Origin of the sequence: Bradyrhizobium sp. S69 (genome assembly GCF_009766005.1) — a bacterium.
In the GTDB taxonomy this organism is placed as follows: domain Bacteria; phylum Pseudomonadota; class Alphaproteobacteria; order Rhizobiales; family Xanthobacteraceae; genus Bradyrhizobium.
Genome location: NZ_LMUK01000014.1, coordinates 1 through 21,632 on the forward strand (window position 1 = coordinate 1; position 21,632 = coordinate 21,632).

Consider the following 21,632-nt stretch of genomic DNA (forward strand, 5'->3'; position numbering starts at 1 on the left):
TTCAGCCAAAATTTCCCGGTCGATGTGTCCTCCCGACCATTAAATGCAAAATTCTGCGGGCCAGAACGAAACATTCTCACACTCTCAGGATGACGGCTCCGGTGGGTCCCGGTTCAAGGCCGGGACGACGAAAGATTTGCGTCCGGCGCAAGGCGCGGACGACGATGGTTTCAATCCACCACGACCTTGATGCGGTCGCGGGCCTTGATCTGGCCCCGGGCGTCGAGACCGTTGAGGACGCGGAAGCGCTCCACCGGATGGTCGACGCCGGCCATGCGGTGCGATAGCGATTCCACGGTGTCGCCGGGCTGCGCGGTGATCACCTTGATGCGCAGCGGACGCGCGGCCTGGATTTCCTCGAGCGTCAGGCGGCGGAACGAATTGACGGTTTCGCGCGCGTTGCGTTCGCTCTCGGTGTTCTTCTGCTTGGCCGCGAAGATGAAGCGGTAGACGTCGCTGCCAAAACGTAATGCGTAGACCTTGAATTCCCATTGATCGCCATGCGCGGTCGCGGACGCCGCCGGGAAGCCGTTGATGGTCAAATCCTCGGTCGAGGCCTTGTCGACATTTTCCATCCAGCCTGAATTGAGATAGTCGCCGAGCGTCTGCTCCGACGGCACCCGCACCACGTCGAAGCGCATCGCCTGCGCGCCGCCCTCGCGCACGCCGATCACCGCCTGCGCGGTATTGTCCAGCGTGAAGGTCTCGGGCGCGGTGAAGGTGAAGCCGAGCTTGGGATGCAGGAAACGATGACCGCGGACAAATCCTTCGCTCGGGTCCTCGCCATAGACGATGTTGTCGATCGCCGCGAGATAGGTTTCGCGGTCGCGCTCGCCGCCGTCGGGCGAAGAATATTGCCGCGCTGAGGCCTGCGCGCTCTGCACCCGCTCGGGCGTCGCCGGGTGCGACGACAGGAAGTCCTGCGCGCGCGGATCGCCGATGGTCTTGCCGGCTTTCAGCTCGGCGTTGCGCTCCATCGAGGCCAGGAAGCGCGCGGCGCCGTAGGGATCGAAATGCGCGCGCGCCGAAATGCCGACGCCGATATTATCGGCTTCGAATTCCTGCTGGCGTGAAAAGCTCGCCATCGTCAGTTTGGACTTGGCCAGCGCCAGCGCGGTGAGATCCGGATCGGTGCTCATGTCGGTGACGACCCTGGTGACGACGGCGGCCTCGCGGGCCTTGTCCTCGCGGATCGCGGCGTGCTTGGCCAGCACATGGGCCATCTCGTGGCTCAGCACCGAGGACAGTTCCGAGGTGTCGCAGGCCAGCGCGATCAGGCCACGGGTGACATAGAGCTGGCCGGTCGGCAGCGCGAAGGCGTTCACCGCGCCGGAATTGAGGATGGTGACCTTGTAGGCCTGGTCGGGACGATCGGAGGCCGCGACCAGCCGGTCGACCGTCTTGCCGATCAGGGCTTCGAGCTCCGGATCGTCATAGGCGCCGCCATAGGACGACAGGATCCGTTCATGCTCGCGCTCGGCGGCGGGGGTCTGGGCAACGGTACTTTTCGGCTTGATGAAGGGACCGGGCGCCGTCGGCGAACTGGCGGTGCTCTGGAACCGGCCGACATCGCCGCAGCCCGCCAAGGCGACGCTCAGGCACAGCCAAACGGGCGCAGCCCAAAGCCGGCGGCTCATTCTGGTCCCGTGCCGTCCCGCGCACCCTGACACCGTCATCTCTCGATTTGACGCGAGCTAATTCTCGCCCAGCAGCTCAATCTGCCCCACCCGGAGCGCCTCAATTCGGGGTCCGCCGCGCGCCTCGATCCAGCCGCGGACACGAATCCGTCTATTTTCGAGGGACTTAAGCATGATTCCAGCACCCTCGAACACGGGGATCATGCGCTTTGGAATAGTCACAGCAAAGTCCCGTGTCCAGTTCCGGCCAAAATTCAGATAAGTGGTTGCCCCAGCTTGCCGAACGGACAACACCTTGCCCTCGACCAGCATAAAACGCCCGATCCCGGCCAAAATATCGCCCGGACTTTCGGTGTTTTTTATGACGGTGGGATCGGCCCAGATTCCCCGTTTGGCGTCGTGCGCCGCCGCCTCGGCCGCCGCGAGCGCCGCGGCGCAATCCTTGTCGGTCACGCTGGCCGCGACCAGTGCCGCACCCTGCGCCAGCAACTGCGCCTGCACCGGCGTGTCCGAGGAATCGACGAACACAAAAGCCGGTTGCCGGCCGTAGCGGTCGGGCATGTCGTCGTTGCCGCTGAGCGTCACGTCGTGGCCGGCGACGATCGCCGAGAGTGCCGCGGTCGGGTTCGTCTTGCTGTCGCTGCTGGCGACCGGCTCGATGCCGGCAAGGATGACGTCGCGACCGTCGGCAAGCCGAAAGCTGCGCGCATCGATGATCTCGGTGACGCGGCCCTCGCCCTGCGGCGCAAAGGAGCAGCCGGCCGCGATCGCGGGATCGACCGCTGCCATCAGCAGCAGACCCGCGAGCGTGATGGCGGCGCCGCGCGCGCGTGCAAGTTCGATCGTTTTCGCCGGAGGCTGCATACCCCTCATGTTCTCATAAACCACGCATTCCGCTTAGCGGAAAAACTCATCCGCAGCGTAGGCTGCCCGCGGCTTGCCGCTATAGGTGGCTTGCGGCATGATTGCCGCGATAATAATTCTGCCACAGAAATCAAGGCCGCGCGCAACAGCGCGCGTCGACAGGGAGGTTTTATGAAACGGGTATTGTCCGGCGTTTTGGCATCGGTGCTGGCGCTGGCCGCGACATCGGCGATGGCTCAAAGCAAGCCTCCCTTAAAACTCGGCGGCATCCTCGATATGTCGGGCCTGTACGCCGACATCACCGGACCCGGCAGCGAGCTTGCCGCCAAGATGGCGGCTGAGGATTTCGGCGGCGAGGTGCTGGGCCGCAAGATCGAGATCGTGGTCGCCGATCATCTCAACAAGGCCGACCTTGCCGCCAACATCGCCCGTGACATGTTCGACAATCAGGGTGTCGAGATGATTTTCGACGTCGCGGCCTCCGCGACCGCGCTGGCCGCCGGCGAGATCGCCAAAGCGCGCAACAAGATCATCATGTTCTCCGGGCCCGGATCGATCCGGCTGTCCAATGAAGCCTGCGGCCCCTACACCGTGCACTATGTGTTCGACACCTTCGCACAGGCCAATGTGACCGGGTTGGCCGCGGTCAAATCCGGCCTCGATACCTGGTTCTTCCTGACCGCGGATTATGCGTTCGGGCAGGATCTGGAAAGGGACACCACCAATGTGGTGCTTAAATCCGGCGGCAAGGTGCTGGGCAGCGTCCGGCATCCGCTCAACACCTCGGATTTTTCCTCGTTCCTGCTGCAGGCGCAGGCCTCCAAGGCCAAGGTGATCGGTCTCGCCAATGCCGGCGGCGACACCATCAACGCCATCAAGCAGGGCGCCGAATTCGGCATCACCAAGGGCGGCCAGAAGATGTCGCCGCTGCTCGCCTTCGTCACCGACATCGACAGCGTTGGCCTGGAGACCGCGCAGGGCCTGCTGCTGGCGGAAGCGTTCTATTGGGACCTCAACGACGACACCCGCGCGTTCTCCAAGCGCTTCATGGAGCGCATCAAGCGGGTGCCGACTTCGGCGCAGGCCGGCGTCTATTCATCGGTGCTGCATTATCTGCAGGCGGTGAAGGCCGCGGGCACCACCGACCCGGCCGCGGTGATGAAGCTGATGAAAGACACCCCGATCAACGACATGTTCGCGAAAAACGGCCGGATTCGCGAGGACGGCCGCATGGTGCACGACATGTATCTGTTCGAGGTCAAGAAGCCGTCGGAGTCCAAGGGGCGTTGGGATGACTACAAGCTGCTGGCGACCGTTCCCGGCAGCGAGGCGTTCCAGCCGATCGAAGCGTCGCGTTGCCCGCTGGTGAAGAAATAGGGTCGGTCGCACCGTCATTGTGCTGCTCGCAATGACGGCGAACCACAAATCAACAACAACAACGAAAGCGAAAACGCATGACTGACATCGTCCTTCAGAATCTGGACAACGGCTTGCTCACCATCACCATGAACCGTCCGGATCGGCGCAATGCGCTCAATCCGGACATGACCATCGGGCTGGTCGAGGCGGCGCGCCGCGCCACCGAGGACCATGAGGTCCGCGCGGTATTGCTCAAGGGCGCCGGCGGCACGTTTTGCGTCGGCGGCGACGTCAAGTCGATGGCGGAGGGCCGCGCGCCGCTGCCGTTCGAGGCCAAGATGGCCAACCTGCGGCGCGGTATGGAAGTCGCCCGGCTGTTGCATGTGCTGCCGAAGCCGGTGGTGGCGCAGGTCGATGGCGCGGCCGCGGGTGCCGGGCTCTCGATCGCGCTGGCCTGCGATCTCCGCGTCGCCAGTGCGTCAGCGAAGATTACCACCGCCTTCGCCAAGGTCGGGCTATCAGGCGATTACGGCGGCACCTATTTCCTGACCCAGATGCTCGGCAGCGCCAAGGCGCGTGAGCTCTATCTGATGTCGCCGGTGTTGACGGCGCAGGAAGCGCTGGCGCTCGGCATGGTGACGCGGGTCGTTCCCGACGCCGAAGTCGGTGCGGCGGCCCATGAGCTGGCGATGTCACTGGCGCAGGGCCCGTCGGTGACGCTAGGTTACATCAAGCGCAACATCAACAACGCCGAGAGCCTGTCGCTGGAGGCCTGTTTTGATGGCGAAGCGATCCACCATTCGCGCGCCGGCGAGACCGCCGACCACAAGGAAGCCGCTAAAGCGTTCGTCGAAAAGCGCAAGCCGGTTTTTCACGGGCATTGATGACCTCTTCCCTTCTCCCCTTGTGGGAGAAGGTGCCTTCGCGAAGCGAAGGCGGATGAGGGGTAGCAACGTAACGAGAGTCAGAGACCCCTCACCCCAACCCTCTCCCGATCGAAGTCGGATATATCCGACTTCGACAGATGTGATGCCCAACTCGGGTAGACCCGAGTTGGGTGGGAGAGGGGGCGCGCTGCCGGTGCAGGTCTTGCTGAGGATATATCTCGATGACCGACGAACTCAAAACGAACGCCAACTACATCCGACTGCGGCAGATCTGCCTGGTCGCGCCGCATCTCGAGCCGGTGATTTCCGACATCGCGGCCATCATGGGTCTCCGCGTTTGTTACCGTGACGGTAACGTCGCCAAATATGGCCTGGAGAACGCACTGCTGCCGGTCGACACCATCTTGCTGGAAGTGGTCGCGCCGTTCCAGCCCGGCACCGCGGCAGGACGTTTCATCGACAAGACCGGCGGCCGCGGCGGCTACATGGCGATCTTCTGCTGCGACGATCCCGATGCGCGCGGCGCGCATGCCAGCAGCATCGGCGTGCGCACGGCGAACGTGATCGATCATCCGCCCTATCATGGCGTGCAATTGCACCCGCGCGATTGCCGCGCCGCCTTCATCGAGTTCAACCACACCGACGGCAGCGACGATGTGCTGGGACCCTATCCGCCGGCCGGGCCGGACTGGTCGACATCGATTGCCAAGGACGTGACGCAGGCCCTGATCGGGGTCGAGATGGAAAGTCCGGAGCCGGAAATTCTCGCCGAGCATTGGGGCAGCATCATCGGCGTCGCTGCGGGCAAAGACGAACGCGGCGTCCCCGAGCTGAAACTTCCCAATTGCAGCTTCCACTTTGTGAAGGGCGTCAGCGATCTGATGAGCGGCTTGACGTTCCGCGTGTCCGATCCAGCACGCGTGCGCGAGGCGGCGAGCGCCAGAGGGTGCAAGGTCTCGGGCGACGGCTTCGATCTCGGCGGCGTCACATTCCGTGTTGTTGCGTGAGCGCCGGCTGGTCGGTGTATTTCAATCCGAGCGTCTTGCCCCGTCGCCAGACGATCTCGCAGGTTCTGCTGTGCGAGGCGGTCAGCGCGTAGGCCAGCACGAGACGATCATGCAGCGCGTCAGCCCTGTTGCAGGTGATCTGTGCGCCATCCTGCGACACGTCGACGACGCGGCATTCGACGCGGGTATGCCCGTCCTGCAACGTGAGCCACGCCTCGTGGCTGCGGCGCCTGCGCGTCTTACGTTTGATTGGTTTTCTTTTCATACGCAAAAATTCCGCACACCACCATGGCCCGTCATGCTGAGGTGGTAACTCCAACGTTCCTGCGCAACAAAATCCTTTGCCGCGCCAGGCAACATCTTCGTTCGCCGCCACCTTCAGGCCGGCGGAGGTTTACCCATTGTCGTTTAGATAGCGTTTCCTCCCAGCTTTATGTTTTTTATGGGGTACAAAGTATCCGCATCACGAAAGTGAATGAAAAGACTGTCACGACCTTGCGCTTCGGGCGTCCGCAATACGTAGCATTTTTGGTTTGTTTGAATCTGAATTTACCGACCAGCCGGCGTTTGCGTTTCCGCATCACGCTTTAATTCGGTTTTGTCGTGAGCCGCCGGCAACGTGGAGATTTCCGACAGCCAGCGTCTGACATGGTCCTGGGCTTCGGGCTCGCCGAGCACGACATGACCGGCCTGCGCGATCGGCACAAACGTGACGTTATCGCCGCCCAGCGCGCTCAGCCGCTGGCCATATTCGATCGGCACGACCTGATCCTGCTCGCCGTGCAGGATCAGGACGGGCATGTCGAGCTTGGTGATCGCGAGGTCGGAGCGGAATTGATCCTTCATCAGAAGAGGCACTGGAAACATCCAGTAGCGGTCGGCTGCCATATCGACCGCCGATGAAAACGGCGCATCGAGGATGACGCCGGCGACAGCGCTTCGGGCGGCCAGCGCGGTTGCGACGCCGGTGCCGAGACTTTCTCCATAGAGGATGATCTTGTTCGGGCTGATACCGAGGCCGCGCACATAGGCGTAGGCGGCGTCGGCGTCGCGAGCAAAACCCCGTTCGCTGGGCCGGCCGGCGGTCGCGCCGAATCCGCGGTACTCGACCGCCAGCACGGACAGGCCCAGCCGGTTCAACTGCCTGATGCGTTCGGTTCGCTCCGGCAGCGCGCCACCATTGCCGTGGAAATAGATCGCCAGAAATCTGCCGTCGCCCGGCATCAGCCACGCGGTCAGTTCGATATTGTCAGCGGTCCTGAAGCGCTGCACCGCGGCCTCGGGCAGGCCGGCTTGCGCGGGGCTGCTGTCGAACTTGCTGGCGACGATGAAAAGCCGATCCTGAAGCAGATACAGCGCGGCAATTGCCGCGGCATAGAGCATCAGCGCCACGATAATCGCGTACGTCACGCCTCGCATCATCGGCGCACCCGCGAGGCTCGGCACGAGACTTGGTGCGAGATTTGGCACAACGAGCTTTGGGACAAATGCAAGAAAGCCATGTTCAACCGCGGATAGGTTCTTGGACAGGTTGAAGGGCCGATGCCGAGCTGCCGGTCTCCGCCGACGGCTCGTCGAGCACCAGCATCCACGACATCTCGCAACTTAACGCCGGCTTGGCTTCGTTCTCGATGGTGCATTGAAGTCTTATCACGAGCTTGCTCTGGGAAAGCCGCGCGGCGCGGTCGAGCCGGAAGATGCCGCGTATCCGCGATCCTGTTTTCACCGGCGAGAGGAACTTGATCCGATCGACGCCAATCAGCACCGCGGCGATCAGTTCGGGCGAGACCGGCAGGATGTCCTCGGCCAATGTGCCGACCATCGACAGCGTCAGCAGGCGCTGCGCGATGGTTCCGCCGAACGGCGTCTCGCGCGCCGCGCGTTCGCGGTCGACATGAACGAACTGGAAATCATCGGTCGCTTCGGCGAAGCGATCGATGCGCGCCTGCGCTATCGGTCGCCATGCGGAACTTCCCACTTGTTTGCCGAGCTGAGCACTGAAGTCGGCGACGGAGATTGCATTCCCATCAAGCCCGATAGCCATTGTCGCTCTCCCTGATCGGAAGAGATGTTGAGCAGAAGATCATGCCCGCGCAACTCGAACGGCATTTAATAAATAATTTTAAGGCGCGCCCACGCGATGCGAAACGCCGCCACAGATCTGAAGAGTTAAACTTAAGGCGACAACGAATCCGAAACCATTTGATTGCCGACGAAGACTTTGCAAGTTGTATCGCCCAGATGATCGATAGCGGTCATCGTCAGTCCCCAAGGAGAGCACTATGACGAAACTTGATCTGCGCACGCTTCGCACCGTCTCGGGTGGCCATGGCTGTGGTAACTACGCGCCCGCTCCCTGCAAGCCGCTGCTTTCCGTCAAGGCCTCGGTCTCGGTCTCGTAATCGCCGTCGATCGAACTTCGAACATTGCAACTCAACAGGAGAATCTCATGACGAAACTTGATCTGCGTACGCTTCGCACCGTCTCCGGCGGTCATGGCTGTGGTAACTACGCGCCGGCTCCCTGCAAGCCGCTGCTTTCCGTCAAGGCCTCGGTCTCGGTCTCGTAATCGCCGTCGATCGAACTTCGATCAGCGCAAGCTCAACAGGAGAATTTCATGACGAAACTTGATTTGCGCACGCTTCGTACCGTCTCGGGTGGCGGTGGTTACCACGGTGGTGGTAATCATGCGCCCGTTCTCAAACCGATCCTGTCCGTCAAGGCTTCGGTCTCGGTCTCGTAATCGCCTACGGGCGCTTACAAAGTTTTCGCGAGTGATCATATCGTGCCGGGGCAGAATGCCCCGGACGATTCGCGAACGGTTAATTGGCCCCTAACCTGTGTGGCTTATCGTGAAGTCATGATGGCCGGTTACGAAATGCTCTCCGACATTTCTCGTCTGCCCCTGAAGGTGAGGCGGCGAGCGCTGCGCGTGTTGTGGAGAGCGTCTCGCTTCACCGGAAGATTGCCGGTGTACGGCGTGGAAGAAATTCTCAGATATGTCCTGCATCTTTCGAATTCCGAAGCAGCGCGGATCGACAAGGAGATCATCTACCAGGACATGATCGCGCGCGCCGAATGGGGCGCCGTGTTGAAGCGCAGTTGGCAGGGCCTCGAAAGCGACTCCGCATCTATCCATTTTCCGGAACGTGACGTGCTCGAACAGGCGTCGCGAAGCGGCAAGCCCGTGATCTTCACGCCGATCCATATGGGCTGCTACGTGCTGCCGTTCGCCCGAATCATGCTCGACCATTTCGAGAGCCGGCGCATGCTGATTCTTCGAGCCCGGGAAGATCGCCCGGATGAAACGCTGGCGATGCAGCGGATATCCGAAATCGGCATCGACATGCACTTCCTCAATGTCAATGAGAAGCAGAAATATCTCGAAGCCGTCCGCTTTGCCAAGGACGGCGCGGTGATCGTTTCGTTCGCAGACCTTCCCGCGAGCTACGGCGGACCCGAGCGTGTCACTCTGTTCGGAAAGCCGATCCAGCTTGCGATGGGTGTGACGTCGCTGGCGCGCCTGACCGGAGCAACCGTGATCCCGATGGCGGTGCACTCGACGGTCGACGGCGACGTCGTCGACATCGGCCGTCCGTTCGAGAGTTATCAAAAAGGCCCGGCCGAAAAAGCCCGGATTGCCTCGATCATGCGGCGGCATATCGAGGACAGCGTTCGCGAAACGCCGGAGCAATGGCACATGTGGCCGCGCTTCAACGAATTCCTGGACACTGAAATGCTGGGAGAGGCGGTCTGATGAGCGCGGTCGAATTCGTCGAACACATTGTCGAGCCGGAACCGACCCCCGAGCCGGCGCCGTTGCTGTCCGAGTTGCAAACGCGCGCCGCGGCCGCGCAATCGTCCCGTATCAGTCACACCATCGATCTGAGGCAGAACCGGACGGTGCTGATCCTCGCATCGCTGGCGATCTCGTCGGTCGGCGTGTTGTTTGCCGGACTGTGGCTCGGACATTTCTCGAAGACCGAATCGGCCCGCGGTATCGTTTCCGCGACCCACGGCTTTGCCCGTCTCGACGCCCCGAAGGCCGGCTTCATCAAGAAAGTCTATGTCAAGCAGGGCGACCAGGTGACGGCGGGAACGCCGATCTATCTGCTCGGGATCGACGAAGCCAATTCCGGCGGCGAATCGGCGGTCGTCGCCGAAACCAGGACGCTGACCCAGACCAGGACCAATCAGGTCGCCGAAATGCAGCGGGCCACCGCCTTCCTCGAGGGCACAACCGGGCAAGAGATGTCGCTGGCGCGCGACCAGCGCGCGCTTGTCGCCGCGGTCGACAATCAGGAGAAAAGCGTTCAGGACGCCCTGACGCAGGCCCGATCCAAGGTTCAGCGCATCAAGGATCTCGTCAAGCAGGGCTACGCGACGCGAGACATGCTCGATTCCTATGAGCGTTCGCAGTTCGACTATGAGCGCCAGCTGACCGAGGTCAGGCTGAAGCGCGTGGAATACACAAGGCAGGATACCGAAAAGCAGCGCGAGCTTGCGACGCTGGTCGCCGAAAAGGAAAGCCAGCGCGCCAATGCGGCGAACCAGATCAACACCATCGACGCCAGGCTGGCTTACCTGAAGACCGAATCGGCATTGCAGGTGCAGGCGCAGTCCTCCGGCCAGGTTCTCGCGATCACCGCCAAACCCGGCGATTCCGTCGAGGCCAACCAATTCGTCGCGGCGATCGGCGATGTCGATGCCGAGCCCGTGGTGGTGCTCGACGTTCCCGCGCGTGCAATCGGGCTGGTCAAGGTCGGGCAGAAGGTCGTGCTGAAATACGATGCGTTTCCGTTCAAGACCTTCGGGATCCAGCACGGCACGGTCACCTCGATCTCGTCCGCCGCGATCCGCGCGCCGGCGACCGAAGGCGACAGCGGTCTCGATCCGCGGCCGGCCAGCAGGCAGTCGCTCTACCGGATGGAAGTCAAGCCCGACAATGGCGAGATCGAGGCCTATGGCGAGAAGAAGAAGCTCTCGCTCGGCTCGACACTCTCGGCCGACATCGTGGTCGAACGGCGCAGATTGATCGACTGGGTGCTCGATCCGATTCGCGCGATGAGGGGTCGGGTATGATCGGTATCCCCTCCAGAAAGCCGCGCATCAAGACCGTCCTGCAAAGCGAGGCCAATGAATGCGGCCTCGCCTGCCTCACGATGCTGGCGAATTTCCACCGCCACGACATCAGCCTTTCCTATTTGCGTTCGCTGTTCCCGCTGTCTCAGCGCGGCATGAATCTCGCCGAAATCGTCGAACTCGCCGGTCAGCTCGATCTCGACGCCCAGGGGCTCGCGGTCTCCAACGTCACCGAACTCGCCAATCTGAAATGCCCGGCGCTGCTGCACTGGAACGGCAATCATTTCGTCGTGCTGGAAAAGATCGTCCGCGGCGCCTTCCACGTCCACGACCCCGCCTTTGGCGTCCGGATCTATGCGGCCGAGGACATCGAACGCCACTTCAGCGGCGTCGCGCTCGAATTCGAGCCGCGGATCAAGTTCGAAGCGATCAAGGCTGCGAAGAAATCCCGCTTCTGGAGCGTGTTCCGCGCCTGCCGGGGCATCGAACATACCATCGCGGTGATCGCGGTTCTTTCGCTGGCGTCGAGCATCTTCGCGCTGACGACGCCGGTGTTCCTGGAGATCGCGCTCGATACCGTGATCCCGCAATACGACCTTGATCTCCTGACCGTGATTGCGATCGGAATGGCGCTGTTCGCGGTGTTCGAGGCGCTGTCGCGATGGTTGCGCGACGTCGTGACATTAAGGTCATCGACCGTGTTCGAGATGTTCTTCACGCGCAATGTGGTCGGCCACGCCTTTCGCCTGCCCGTCAAATTCTTCGAATTGCGGCATCCCGGCGATTTCCTGACGCGCATGGCCTCGATCGATCACGTCAAGACGTTTCTGGTCAGCGGGTTCGTGTCCTCGGTGGCCGACGGCGCGATGTCGCTGATGATCGTGATCATGATGTTCTATTATTCGCCGGTGATGGCGGCCGCATCGGTCGCCACGCTTCTGATCGCGGTAGCGATCCGCCTGATGACCTACCCCCGGATCGCCGAATACACCACCGCGACCCTGGAGGCGCGATCGGAGGAGCAGGCGCGGCTGATCGACGGGCTGCAAAGCATCGCCGCGCTCAAGGTGCATAATACTGGTGAGCTGTTCTGCCTGAAATGGTTCGACAGTTTCACGAAATTCGCAAATGCGGGATTCCGCTCCAGGAAGCTGACGATCGATACGGATCTGCTGCTGCACGTGGTGTTCATGCTCGGCACGGTCTCGACACTTTACATCGGCGTCACCGACGTCATGAAGAGCGTGACCTCGATCGGGATCCTGTACGCGTTCTTTGCGCTGCGGAACTCGTTCTTCACCAACATGAATTCGCTGATCCTGAATTTGCTGCAGGTCTCGATCATGCGGGCGCATTTCGAACGGCTCGACGACGTTCTCGACGAAGTCCCGGAGACCAATGCCGGCCGGGTCAGGATCGACCGGGCGATCCGGCGGACGCTCAAGCTCGAAAACGTCAATATCCAGTTCGATCGCGGCAGCAAGCCACTGCTGGAGGACGTCAATCTACAGCTCGATGTCGAGCGCCATGAGTCGATCGCTATCATCGGCGAATCCGGCTCCGGCAAATCGTCGTTACTGAAGGTCGTGGCCAGCCTGCATGCGCCGTTCACCGGGCGGCTGTTGATCGATGGCCAGCCGCTGCAAAGCTTCGGCCTGCATGAATACCGGGCCAATCTCGGCGCGGTGTTCGCCGAAGACGGACTGTTCAGCGGCACCGTGCTGGATAATCTGACGATGTTCGCCCCTGAGATCGACAGCTTCCGGATCGAGGAGGCGCTACGCGCGGTCGACCTGCTCGACGAGATCTACCGCCTGCCGCAGGGTTTCGCCACGCCGCTCTCGAAGGAAAGCCCGATCCTGTCGACCGGACAGCGCCGGCGGCTGCTATTGGCGCGCGCGATCGCACGGGGCCCGCGGCTGCTGCTGCTCGATGAAATCACCGCGAACCTCGATCCGCAGACCGAGGACAAGATCGTTCAGGCACTGCGCGCAGTTCCCGCCGCCAAGATCTTCGTCACCCACAGCGACCGCCTGCTGCGTTACGTCGACCGCGTCTACCAGGTGGTGGACGGCAGGCTCGCGCCGGTCAACTATATCAGGCCCAAGCTCAGCGCGTGAGCGAGACGGAAGCGGGCGGAGTTCAACCCACCTCTCCCCGTTGGGGAGAGGTCGAATTGCTCCGGCGATGCGGAGCATCGTCCGGCGCAAATCAGGTAAGGGGCGCTAAACGACAGACCGCAACCCCTCACCCGGCGCTGCGCGCCGACCTCTCCCAATGGGAGAGGTGAAGGGAACCCGCGACCGATCAAATCAGAATCGCGTCATGCGCTAGCGCAGCAGCGACATCTGGGGCGCTGCTTGCTGCGTCGCCGGCGCAGTGCCGGGACCAAGGCGCGCCAGTAACGCTGCGATGGAAAATACCTGGGTGTCCCGGGTGAATTCCAGGGTGACGCGGGCCAGCTCCGCTTCGGTCAGTTCGTTCTGGGCGTTGAGGATATCGACCACGGTACGGAATCCCGCCGCGCGTTCGATTCTGTAGCCTTCGACCGCGCGCTGCATGGTCTTGACGCGTGCGCTGGCGCGGCCGATCAGCGCGATGGTCGACTGATGCCTGGCATAGAGGCTGGTCGCCGACGCGATGTCCTGCTTCTGGCTGTCGGCGGTCTCCCAGGATTTTTGCCGCGCCAGCGCCGCCGCCTCGTGGATATGGGGAAAGGCGCCCGGCTCATAGATCGGCACCCGCATCTGAACCTTGACGGTGTTGTCGCGAAACCGGTTCAGCGCGGCGGAAATATCGGTCTGCTCGATGCTGGACGCCACTAGATTGACCTGCGGTAACACGTCGGCGAATTTGGCTTCGGCATCGTAGCCGGCCGCGACCGCGCCGAGGCGCGCAGCGTGAAGCTTTGGATTGTTCGCGACCAGGGCCTGCGTGAGTTCCTCGACGCTGGCCGGAACGCAATCATTGGGCACGTGCGGCTCGGGCATGTCGCCGGGCCGGCTGCCGGTGATCCGCGCGTACTCGATCTCGTCCGCCTGCAGATCCGCCGCGGCCTGATCGACGGCGCCCTGGGCAGCGATCAATCTCGAGCGCGCGATGTCGACGTCGGTCAGGGTCGCTTCCTGCATCGAGAGACGGACCTTGGTCCGTTCGGCAATCTGGGCGATGCCGGCGACCTGCTGCTTGCGCAACGCGACGATCTTGCGGTCCCTGACGATGGCGAGATAGGCGGTGGCGGCGTCCAGGTAGGTCTGCTGCCGCTTGTCGAGCTGCAAATATCTGCCGGCATCGACGCCGAGACGCGCGGAGCGGTAATTGTTGTATCGCCGGAAACCGTCGAACAGCGGCAGCGATGCCTGGATACCGCTCGAATTCGGCTCGCGTCGGGCGACCGTATCGAGGCCGTTGGAATCCGGGATCGTGAAGTCCGGCGTATAGCTGATATTGCTGGAGAGGATGCGCTCCTGCACCCAGGAGACGGTCGGCAGGAACGCATCGATGCTGCCGCGCAGCCTGGCCTCGGTCGCAACCTGCCGCTCATTGTCGGCCTGCACCGAGAAGCTCGAGCGCAACGCCCAGTTCATGGAATCGTCGATGGTTTCCGCGTGGACGACCGCGGGACCGACCACCGACGCGATCAGCGCAAGCCCCAGCCACGGCGCCTTCCCGCGCTGTCTCTTATCGGTGCCCTGTCGGGAGGGATTCTGCCAGGCGGCATGCATTACTGTTACGATCTACTAACGGTAATGCAACGTAACTTTTCTCGGTGATTCCCGCGTTAAGGGAAACGACAGCGGGAATGATAGGGGTAGAAGAATCGGTGCGGGCGGCTAACGCCCGCCGATAGCAACGCGCGTCGTCCCGGCCTTGAGCCGGGACCTATAACCCCTGGCGGTTCTAATTGCAGAATGCATTTACCACCGTGCGCTCTCGACGGGACACGGCGTATGGGTCCCGGCGCGGAGGCCGGGACGACGAGAGTTTGTTCGTGCGTTGTCACGTCATTTCAACGACGGAAACGCGCTCCCTCTCCCCTTGTGGGAGAGGGCTGGGGTGAGGGGTCGCAGCCTCTCGTTGTGTTGCTACCCTCATCCGCCTTCGCTTCGCGAAGGTACCTTCTCCCACAAGGGGGAGAAGGAAGAGACCTCACCGCCCCTTAAAATTCGCGACGCGGCGTTCGGAGGTGGCTTTGACGCCTTCCTTGAAGTCTTCGGTGGCGCGCAGGCGCGTCTGCTCGACCAGTTCGTGATTGGTGGCGGCCAGCACGCGATCGGCGAGGCCGGCGCGCATGGTGGCGCGGGTCGAGACCAAGCCGAGCGGCGAGCATTCGGCGATCTCGGCTGCGAGCTTCATCGCCTCGGCGCGCACTTGATCCTGCGGCACGCAGACATTGGCGAGGCCCATCCTGGTGGCTTCTTCGCCGGTGACGCGGCGGCTGGTGTAGAAAATCAGCTCGGCATTGTTCTTGCCGACCAGTTCGGGAAGCGTCGTGGTCAGGCCGAAGCCGGGATGAAACCCGAGCTTGGTGAAGTTCGCGGCGAAGCGTGCCTCGGGGCAGGTGACGCGAAAGTCCGCCGATACCGCCAGCCCAAGCCCGCCACCGATCGCGGCGCCGTGGACGGCGGCGACGATCGGCTTCTTGTTGCGGAAGATCCGCACCGCATGGAGGTAGAGCGAGTTGATCGGGCCGAGGCTGTCGGCGGGATCGCCCTTGGCTTCGCGCGCCTCCTGCGCCTGGCGCGCGGGATCGTTGAAATTGGCGCCGGCGCAGAACGCCTTGCCTTGGGCGGCGAGCACCGAGGCGCGGATCTCGATATCGTTGTCGAACTCCTCCAGCGCGTCCGCGATCTGGTTGATCAGGGAAATATCGAAGAAGTTCAGCGGCGGCCTGCGGATTTCGATCAGGCCGACGTGGCCGTGGCGCTCGACGCCGATGTCCGTGTATTTTGTCATGATGGTCTCTCCAATACTCGATGCGTTTTGCCGCGGTTTATGCCGCGATGGAAACGGGCTCCCTCTCCCATCGGGAGAGGGTTGGGGTGAGGGGTTACGACCTATCGTTAGGCCGTAACCCCTCACCCGGATCGCTGAGGCGATCCGACCTCTCCCGATGGGAGAGGTTAGAAGCAGTTAGCGCAAACCGAGCCCGCGCGCGATGATGCCGCGCAGCACTTCCGTGGTGCCGCCCTGGATCGTCAGCTTCGGCGCGGTCTTCATCGCGAACGACAATTGATTTTCCAGCGTCTCGCGGTTGGTGGCATTCTCCTCGACGAAGGCGGCGAGATCGCGCACCCGGTGCGGCAATTGTTGCTCCCAGACCGTGCCGATGTCCTTGACGATCGAGGCTTCCACCACCGGCTCCTTGCCGGCTTGCAGCATGCCGGCGACCGAGACCGACATCCGCCGCATGGTGTGAAGCTGCGCCACCAGCCGGCCGATGCCTTCGGCGCTGCGGGTATCCGGGTTGTTGCCGACCGCGCGAACCAGTTCGGTCAGTACGTAATAGGTTTCGAGGAACCGCTCGGGCCCGGAACGCTCATAGGCGAGTTCCGAGGTTGCCTGCTTCCAAGCGCCGTCGATTTCGCCAAGCACGTGATCGTCCGGCATGAAGGCGTCGGTGAATACCACCTCGTTGAATTCATATTGCCCGGTGATCTGGCCGATCGGATTGACCTTGATGCCGGGCGTCTTCATGTCGACCAGGAATTGGGTCAGGCCGTGGCGGCGATTTTCCTTGGTCGACGGTGAGGTCCGGAAGATCGCGATCATGTAGTCGGCGATATGGGCCGAGGAGGTCCAGATCTTGGTGCCGTTGATCAGATAGCCGCCTTCGGTCTTGGTCGCCTTGGTCTTGGCGGCGAACAGGTCGGAACCGGAATTGGGCTCGCTCATGCCGATCGAGAAGCACACCTCGCCACGGCAAATGCGCGGCAGGATGTCCATCTTGATGCGCTCGGGCGCGTATTTCAAAAGCACCGGGCCGCTCTGGCGGTCGGCGACGAAAAAGCGCCGGGTCGGCGCGTTGGCGACGCGCATCTCCTCGGTCACCACATAGCGCTCGAGGAACGAACGCTCATGGCCGCCATATTTCTTCGGCCAGGTCATGCCGAGCCAGCCCTTGGCGCCGACCCTGCGGGAGAATTCCGGCGCGTCGGTATCTTCGCGATTGGGCTTATGCGGATCGAAGGTGCCGGCCGCGATCTCCTCGGCGAGGAACGCGCGCACTTCCTTGCGCAATGTCTCGCATTCGGGCGGTAGGCGGATCGGATCGAAACGAAGGGCTGCGGTCATGTTGAATCTCGTATTTAAAGTCTGAGGCCCGCGACGGCGGGATACGAACTCCCTCTCCCGTTGGGAGAGGGTTGGGGTGAGGGGTTACGATCTCTCGTTAGGCCGTAACCCCTCAACCGGATCGCCGAAGCGATCCGACCTCTCCCGATGGGAGAGGTGGATGAACTCGGGCGCTCCATGTTCTTTCTCATGTCCATGCCTCACCGTGAGGCGACCAGCGGCCACAATTCGTCGGCGCCGCGGGCGGCGACCAGTTTGCCGAGCTCGACCGCCCAATAGCTCTCCGAACCGAAATCGTCGCGCCAGGCCAGCGCGCGCAAGGAGTAGCGATGCAGGATGTGCTCGATGGTGAAGCCGATCGCGCCGTGTACCTGATGGGCGATGCCGCCGCCTTTTTCGGCCGCCTCCGCGCAGCGGATCTTGGCCGACGCGGCTTCCAGGAACACCTCGTCGTCGAACGAGGTTGCGTTGGAAATGGCATCCGCCGCCGAGGTCGCGGCCGCCAGCGCTGCGGCCGATTCGCCGGCGAGCCGCGCCAGATTGTGCTGCACCGCCTGGAACTTCGAGATCTTCTTCTCGAACGCGACGCGCTCGTTGGAATAGCGCACGCTGATATCGAGCATCGATTCCAGCGCGCCGGCGATTTGCAGGCTGCGCGCCACCCCTCCCATCAACAGCAGCGCGGTGTGGTCAAAGCCCTTCGGCGCCGGCTTGAGGGTTATCGGTGTGACCTTCTCGAAGGTCACGGTGTCGTTGTCGTCGCCGCCGAGATTGAGGCCGGCCTCGATCCGGCAGTCGCCGGCCTTGACCAGCGCGATCGACAGGTGGCTCGCGCCATCAACCAGGACGGCGATGTGCTTGGCGGATTTCGCAAAGGGAACGCCGCGCGCGCGGCCCGACAGACTGCCATCGGCGTTGAGCGTGACGCGGTCTTTCGGGCTCGCCGGCGCGACCGTCATCTCGCCGTCGGGCGACGTGATTTTGGCCTGCGCCAACAGCCATCCGGCCAGCATGGTTTCGGCCAGCGGCACCGCCAACGCGAAACGCCCGGCCGCGCTCAACACGCTAAAGCCCTCGGCCAGGCTCGCGCCCGAGCCGCCGCAATCCTCCGGCACCCATGCCAGCGGCAGGCCGGCTTCGCTCAGCGCCTGCCACAGCGGGGCTTTCCAGGCGCCTTTCTTGTCGCTGTTGATGGTTTGCGCGTCGGCAAGATCCGCGAATATCTTCTCCGCGGTCTCGGCAACAATGTTTTCACTCTCCGCCACAGCGTTCCTCGTTTTCAATCTGGCCACATCCTGCCGGCTGGTCTGCCAGGCATCATGCGCGATGCGTTTCTTGCGCCGCATGATGCGGAAAAGCCAGTGACATGACAAGCGCCGGTGGCCGCAGGGCAGCCTGCGAACCCGGCATAAGTGTCGGTCGCGACTGGATTAATTCCGCATAGCGAACTTTGGCGGATTTGCAGGCAATCCGCCCCGCGATATGGTAGACCGCGCACCGCAATCAGCGGGCCGGTCAAAATCAAGAAGAGGAAATGCGGATGTCGCAAGGTGGTTCAAAGGATGGTTTGTGCGCGATTATTACCGGTTCGGCATCGGGCCTCGGGGCCGCAAGTGCGGCCATCCTGGCCAGGCCCGGCGCGCGCCTGCTGATCAATTACGCCTCCAGCCAGAAGGAGGCCGAAGAGACCGCCGATCTCTGCCGCAAGGCGGGCGCCGAAGTGGCCGTAGTGCAGGGCGATGTGTCGCGTGACGAAGATTGCAAGAAGATCGTCGCCGCGGCGGCCTCCTGGGGCCGTGTCGATGCGCTGATCAACAATGCCGGCACCACCAAGCATGTGGCGCATGACAACCTCGACGGCCTGTCGGCGGAAGATTTTCAGCGGCTGTTCGGCGTCAACACCATCGGCCCATTTCAGATGGTGCGGGCCGCGCGCTCGCTGTTGGAAGCGGGCGCCAAGGCCAACGGGCGCGCCTCCGCGGTGGTCAATGTGTCGTCGGTGGCGGGCATCAGCGGTATCGGATCTTCGGTCGCCTATGCCGCGAGCAAGGGCGCACTCAACACCATCACCCAATCGCTGGCGCGCGCGCTGGCGCCGTTGATCCGCGTCAACGCGGTTTGCCCCGGCTACATCGATACGCCCTGGTTCACCAAGGGCCGTGGCGTCGAGGGCGCGGCCAAGATTCGCGATTCCGTGGTGGCGAAAGTACCGCTCAAGCGCGCCTCGACCGCGGAGGAAGTAGCCCAACTGGTGTGCTTCCTCGCCACACAGGCGTCGAGCAACATGACCGGCGAAATCGTTCGCATGGACGCCGGCGCGCATCTGGTTACGTGACACGAAAATCGTAGCCCGGATGAGCCAAGCGATATCCGGGGCCCGATGTCGCAGTCCCGGATGTCGCGCTTCGTTCGTCCGGGCTACGCTCCTTCGCTAAGCGAGCGCGTACATTATTTCTCTCGTCATGGCCGGGCATAGCCGTCCGAAGGACGGCGTCGCTTTCGTTCGCCTATGACCCGGCCATCCACGTCTTAAGCTCAGCAAAAGACGTGGATGCCCGGGTCAAGCCCGGGCATGACGAACTTTAAGGCTACGCCGTCACTTTTCCCGATATCCGGAATCACGCGGCTGGCCACCAGCCTGTTCCAGATGAACAGCACCAGCAGCACGCCGATCGTCGGGGGTGATGAAGCCGGCGCCCTGATCCGGACCATGCACCCACGTTCTGATGAAACCAAATCTTGAGATTGACGAAGCCGTTTTATGAGATTGACGAAGACGACTTGAAACAATCGCCGTTCACAGTGGCTCCATTAAATGCTGGGAGGCACATGTGAACTGCGAGCGGGTCGAAGCAGACATCAGATCAACCGATATTTCGCGAACGGCTCAACGCCGCCGCGCGACGTATTTGGGAGCTCTTATTGACGGATCAACTGATGACGCGGGATATCTGATGGCCAGACGATTGGTGATTCCCACTGTATTGGCATCGGGGGTGGTCGCGATGGCGGTGTGGGCACTGGCGTGATCTCGGCTTGGCCGGCTCTAGATGCTGCCAACTTCCAAATAGGCACGGGCGCGCCGATCAGGCGCGCTGTTCGAGCGAAACGGAAGTTGGCTCGCGGCGAACGCTTTTCTGGGGGACTGTTTCGTAGCACCAAGGTAGCGTCAAGATCGGGAAGCATTATGATGCCTTCCTGATCGCTTACAGATCAACAAGCCTTGAGCTGTTTGCATCCGCAGTCGTTTTCCTTGCGCACCGCATGCGGAATAGCAGTTGCGCGAAGCATTATTCATGCTTCGCGCAACTGGACCTTTTGCTTGCAGTCACCGCCGTAGTGCACGACGCATTCGCGTTCGAGCATTCGGAAACCCTCTCGATAATTTGGTGATAAGTAACCTTGCCATGGCGCCGGGCGGCATCGGTAACGATCTCACGAGCCTTCATTACACCGACAGCTTTGGGAGCATGCACACACCGTGCGCGTAACCATGCTTGCCGAGTAAGTTTGACCGACTCAATGGTCGCCAAACCGTCCCGGTCGCAGTCGTTCGTTGGATAATCTTGGAATTTTGGAGCACAACGTTGGATTGGATCATTAGCGTCATTCACGACCCCAACTCACCCATTTGGTTTTCCAGGGACATTTTCAGGAGCGTTTTCCAGTCCCTGTTGGGGGCAATTGCGTCGGCGCTGCTTGTGGCTCCACTGACGGCGCGCTGGGTCGCGTGGGACACGACGCGCAATTGGCGGCCTGCACGACGGGTCGCGTTCCGTGATATCGAACATGGCACTAGCCTGATTTGCAATTCATTCGCGGACTGGAGCACGATCGCAAGGAAGCCGGAATCGGAAAATGATTTGCTGCTGTCCTGTTGGTCTATTTACACGGCCATGTCGGAGGGGCACGAAGAGATGAAGAAGGCCTACGCGGATTGGTCCGACCTGTGGTCGCCGCAACAGGCATCAGCAATCATCGGCTTTCTGGAACACGCCGCCGACCTGTGCCATGGGGTCGAAAACGAGAGTAATCTGATCAGTCGCATGATTGATTTTGACGAGCAGCCCGATCAACTCAAAAAAGGCGATGGCTGGAAGATGGTGACTCCGCGATGGGTCGAGGCCGGCCAACTGCCGCAATTGGATCTGGACGCCATGCGGTCCAGGCTCAACCGGCTTCGAGCAAGCTGCTCTGATCGCGCTCTTGTCAAAATATTCGATGACTGCAACGAAGCTCTAAGCGGCTGCGATCAAAAAGCCATGAACAATCTGCAGAAGACCTGCCGCGAAGCTATGCTGGAAAAAGCTCGTATCATTGAAGCAACATTCACCGAGCGATCATAATTCGCGTCGCGGACGTCCGCGGTCCACTCCGGGGTGCGGGTTCGTCATTGCGAGGAGAAATTGTAGCCCGGATGAGCGAAGACCGTATGTCCTTCCCAGATTGAGGCGACTCGCCCTCGATGCGCAAGCGAGGGTTGCCCGGATAGGCTGGGTAGA

The 21,632-nt window shown here is 62.1% G+C and carries 19 protein-coding genes; 9 read left to right on the forward strand and 10 right to left on the reverse strand.

The window, feature by feature from the left end; translation table 11 throughout:
* Window positions 1–170: 170 nt before the first annotated feature.
* Window positions 171–1,676, reverse strand: a complete 1,506-nt coding sequence (locus GSQ88_RS04750) for a M48 family metalloprotease (RefSeq protein ID WP_174247917.1) — start codon at window positions 1,674–1,676, stop codon at window positions 171–173.
* Window positions 1,677–1,694: 18 nt separating this feature from the next.
* On the reverse strand, window positions 1,695–2,501 hold the full coding sequence (locus GSQ88_RS04755; protein ID WP_159006256.1) for a thermonuclease family protein: 807 nt from the start codon (window positions 2,499–2,501) through the stop codon (window positions 1,695–1,697).
* 171 nt (window positions 2,502–2,672) lie between these two features.
* Between GSQ88_RS04755 and GSQ88_RS04760 the strand changes: the two genes are divergently transcribed.
* The 3 genes from GSQ88_RS04760 to GSQ88_RS04770 all read left to right on the forward strand — a co-directional run bounded on the left by GSQ88_RS04760 (window position 2,673) and on the right by GSQ88_RS04770 (window position 5,754).
* A complete protein-coding gene (locus GSQ88_RS04760) occupies window positions 2,673–3,878 on the forward strand; it encodes an ABC transporter substrate-binding protein (RefSeq protein ID WP_159006242.1) in 1,206 nt (401 codons plus the stop codon).
* Between the two features lie 77 nt (window positions 3,879–3,955).
* Window positions 3,956–4,744: an enoyl-CoA hydratase gene (locus tag GSQ88_RS04765; RefSeq protein WP_159006243.1), complete on the forward strand. Its 789-nt coding sequence runs from the start codon at window positions 3,956–3,958 to the stop codon at window positions 4,742–4,744.
* Window positions 4,745–4,968: 224 nt separating this feature from the next.
* Window positions 4,969–5,754: a VOC family protein gene (locus tag GSQ88_RS04770; RefSeq protein WP_159006244.1), complete on the forward strand. Its 786-nt coding sequence runs from the start codon at window positions 4,969–4,971 to the stop codon at window positions 5,752–5,754.
* Here GSQ88_RS04770 and GSQ88_RS04775 read toward each other — a convergent pair.
* The 3 genes from GSQ88_RS04775 to GSQ88_RS04785 form a co-directional block, all read right to left on the reverse strand.
* Window positions 5,732–6,019, reverse strand: coding sequence for a PilZ domain-containing protein (locus GSQ88_RS04775; protein ID WP_159006245.1), 288 nt, complete (start codon window positions 6,017–6,019; stop codon window positions 5,732–5,734). The two genes, GSQ88_RS04770 and GSQ88_RS04775, sit on opposite strands and share 23 nt — an antisense overlap.
* Window positions 6,020–6,303: 284 nt before the next feature.
* Entirely contained in the window at window positions 6,304–7,164 is an 861-nt protein-coding gene (locus GSQ88_RS04780; RefSeq protein WP_159006246.1) for an alpha/beta hydrolase, read from the reverse strand.
* Window positions 7,165–7,258: 94 nt separating this feature from the next.
* Window positions 7,259–7,798 carry a MaoC family dehydratase gene (locus GSQ88_RS04785; protein WP_159006247.1) on the reverse strand — a complete coding sequence of 180 codons (540 nt, stop codon included), beginning with the start codon at window positions 7,796–7,798 and terminating at the stop codon, window positions 7,259–7,261.
* A 573-nt stretch (window positions 7,799–8,371) separates the two neighbouring features.
* Here GSQ88_RS04785 and GSQ88_RS35935 point away from each other — a divergent pair.
* The 4 genes from GSQ88_RS35935 to GSQ88_RS04800 all read left to right on the forward strand — a co-directional run bounded on the left by GSQ88_RS35935 (window position 8,372) and on the right by GSQ88_RS04800 (window position 12,956).
* Window positions 8,372–8,497, forward strand: a complete 126-nt coding sequence (locus GSQ88_RS35935) for a hypothetical protein (RefSeq protein ID WP_283810667.1) — start codon at window positions 8,372–8,374, stop codon at window positions 8,495–8,497.
* A 228-nt stretch (window positions 8,498–8,725) separates the two neighbouring features.
* Window positions 8,726–9,511, forward strand: a complete 786-nt coding sequence (locus tag GSQ88_RS04790) for an LpxL/LpxP family acyltransferase (protein WP_159006248.1) — start codon at window positions 8,726–8,728, stop codon at window positions 9,509–9,511.
* Window positions 9,511–10,836, forward strand: a complete 1,326-nt coding sequence (locus tag GSQ88_RS04795) for an HlyD family secretion protein (protein ID WP_159006249.1) — start codon at window positions 9,511–9,513, stop codon at window positions 10,834–10,836. Before GSQ88_RS04790 ends, GSQ88_RS04795 begins: the two co-directional genes overlap by 1 nt.
* Window positions 10,833–12,956 (forward strand): peptidase domain-containing ABC transporter, encoded by a 2,124-nt coding sequence (locus GSQ88_RS04800; RefSeq protein WP_159006250.1) that lies wholly within the window; start codon window positions 10,833–10,835, stop codon window positions 12,954–12,956. Before GSQ88_RS04795 ends, GSQ88_RS04800 begins: the two co-directional genes overlap by 4 nt.
* 210 nt (window positions 12,957–13,166) lie before the next feature.
* Here GSQ88_RS04800 and GSQ88_RS04805 read toward each other — a convergent pair whose 3' ends face one another.
* The 4 genes from GSQ88_RS04805 to GSQ88_RS04820 form a co-directional block, all read right to left on the reverse strand.
* On the reverse strand, window positions 13,167–14,561 hold the full coding sequence (locus tag GSQ88_RS04805; protein ID WP_159006251.1) for a TolC family protein: 1,395 nt from the start codon (window positions 14,559–14,561) through the stop codon (window positions 13,167–13,169).
* 424 nt (window positions 14,562–14,985) lie between these two features.
* Window positions 14,986–15,792 carry an enoyl-CoA hydratase/isomerase family protein gene (locus GSQ88_RS04810; RefSeq protein WP_159006252.1) on the reverse strand — a complete coding sequence of 269 codons (807 nt, stop codon included), beginning with the start codon at window positions 15,790–15,792 and terminating at the stop codon, window positions 14,986–14,988.
* A gap of 177 nt (window positions 15,793–15,969) precedes the next feature.
* A complete protein-coding gene (locus GSQ88_RS04815; protein WP_159006253.1) occupies window positions 15,970–17,130 on the reverse strand; it encodes an acyl-CoA dehydrogenase family protein in 1,161 nt (386 codons plus the stop codon).
* Window positions 17,131–17,330: 200 nt separating this feature from the next.
* Complete coding sequence (locus tag GSQ88_RS04820) at window positions 17,331–18,395, reverse strand: acyl-CoA dehydrogenase family protein (RefSeq protein WP_159006257.1); 1,065 nt, start codon at window positions 18,393–18,395, stop codon at window positions 17,331–17,333.
* 275 nt (window positions 18,396–18,670) lie between these two features.
* Here GSQ88_RS04820 and GSQ88_RS04825 point away from each other — a divergent pair, with 275 nt between their 5' ends.
* Window positions 18,671–19,465 (forward strand): SDR family NAD(P)-dependent oxidoreductase, encoded by a 795-nt coding sequence (locus GSQ88_RS04825; RefSeq protein ID WP_502706696.1) that lies wholly within the window; start codon window positions 18,671–18,673, stop codon window positions 19,463–19,465.
* 200 nt (window positions 19,466–19,665) lie between these two features.
* Here the strand turns inward: GSQ88_RS04825 and GSQ88_RS35505 are convergent, their stop codons facing one another.
* Window positions 19,666–19,920 carry a hypothetical protein gene (locus GSQ88_RS35505; protein WP_246735062.1) on the reverse strand — a complete coding sequence of 85 codons (255 nt, stop codon included), beginning with the start codon at window positions 19,918–19,920 and terminating at the stop codon, window positions 19,666–19,668.
* 797 nt (window positions 19,921–20,717) lie between these two features.
* Between GSQ88_RS35505 and GSQ88_RS04835 the strand changes: the two genes are divergently transcribed.
* The gene (locus tag GSQ88_RS04835; protein ID WP_159006255.1) at window positions 20,718–21,476 is read left to right on the forward strand and encodes a hypothetical protein; all 759 of its coding nucleotides are present in this window, start codon (window positions 20,718–20,720) and stop codon (window positions 21,474–21,476) included.
* Window positions 21,477–21,632: the final 156 nt, after the last annotated feature.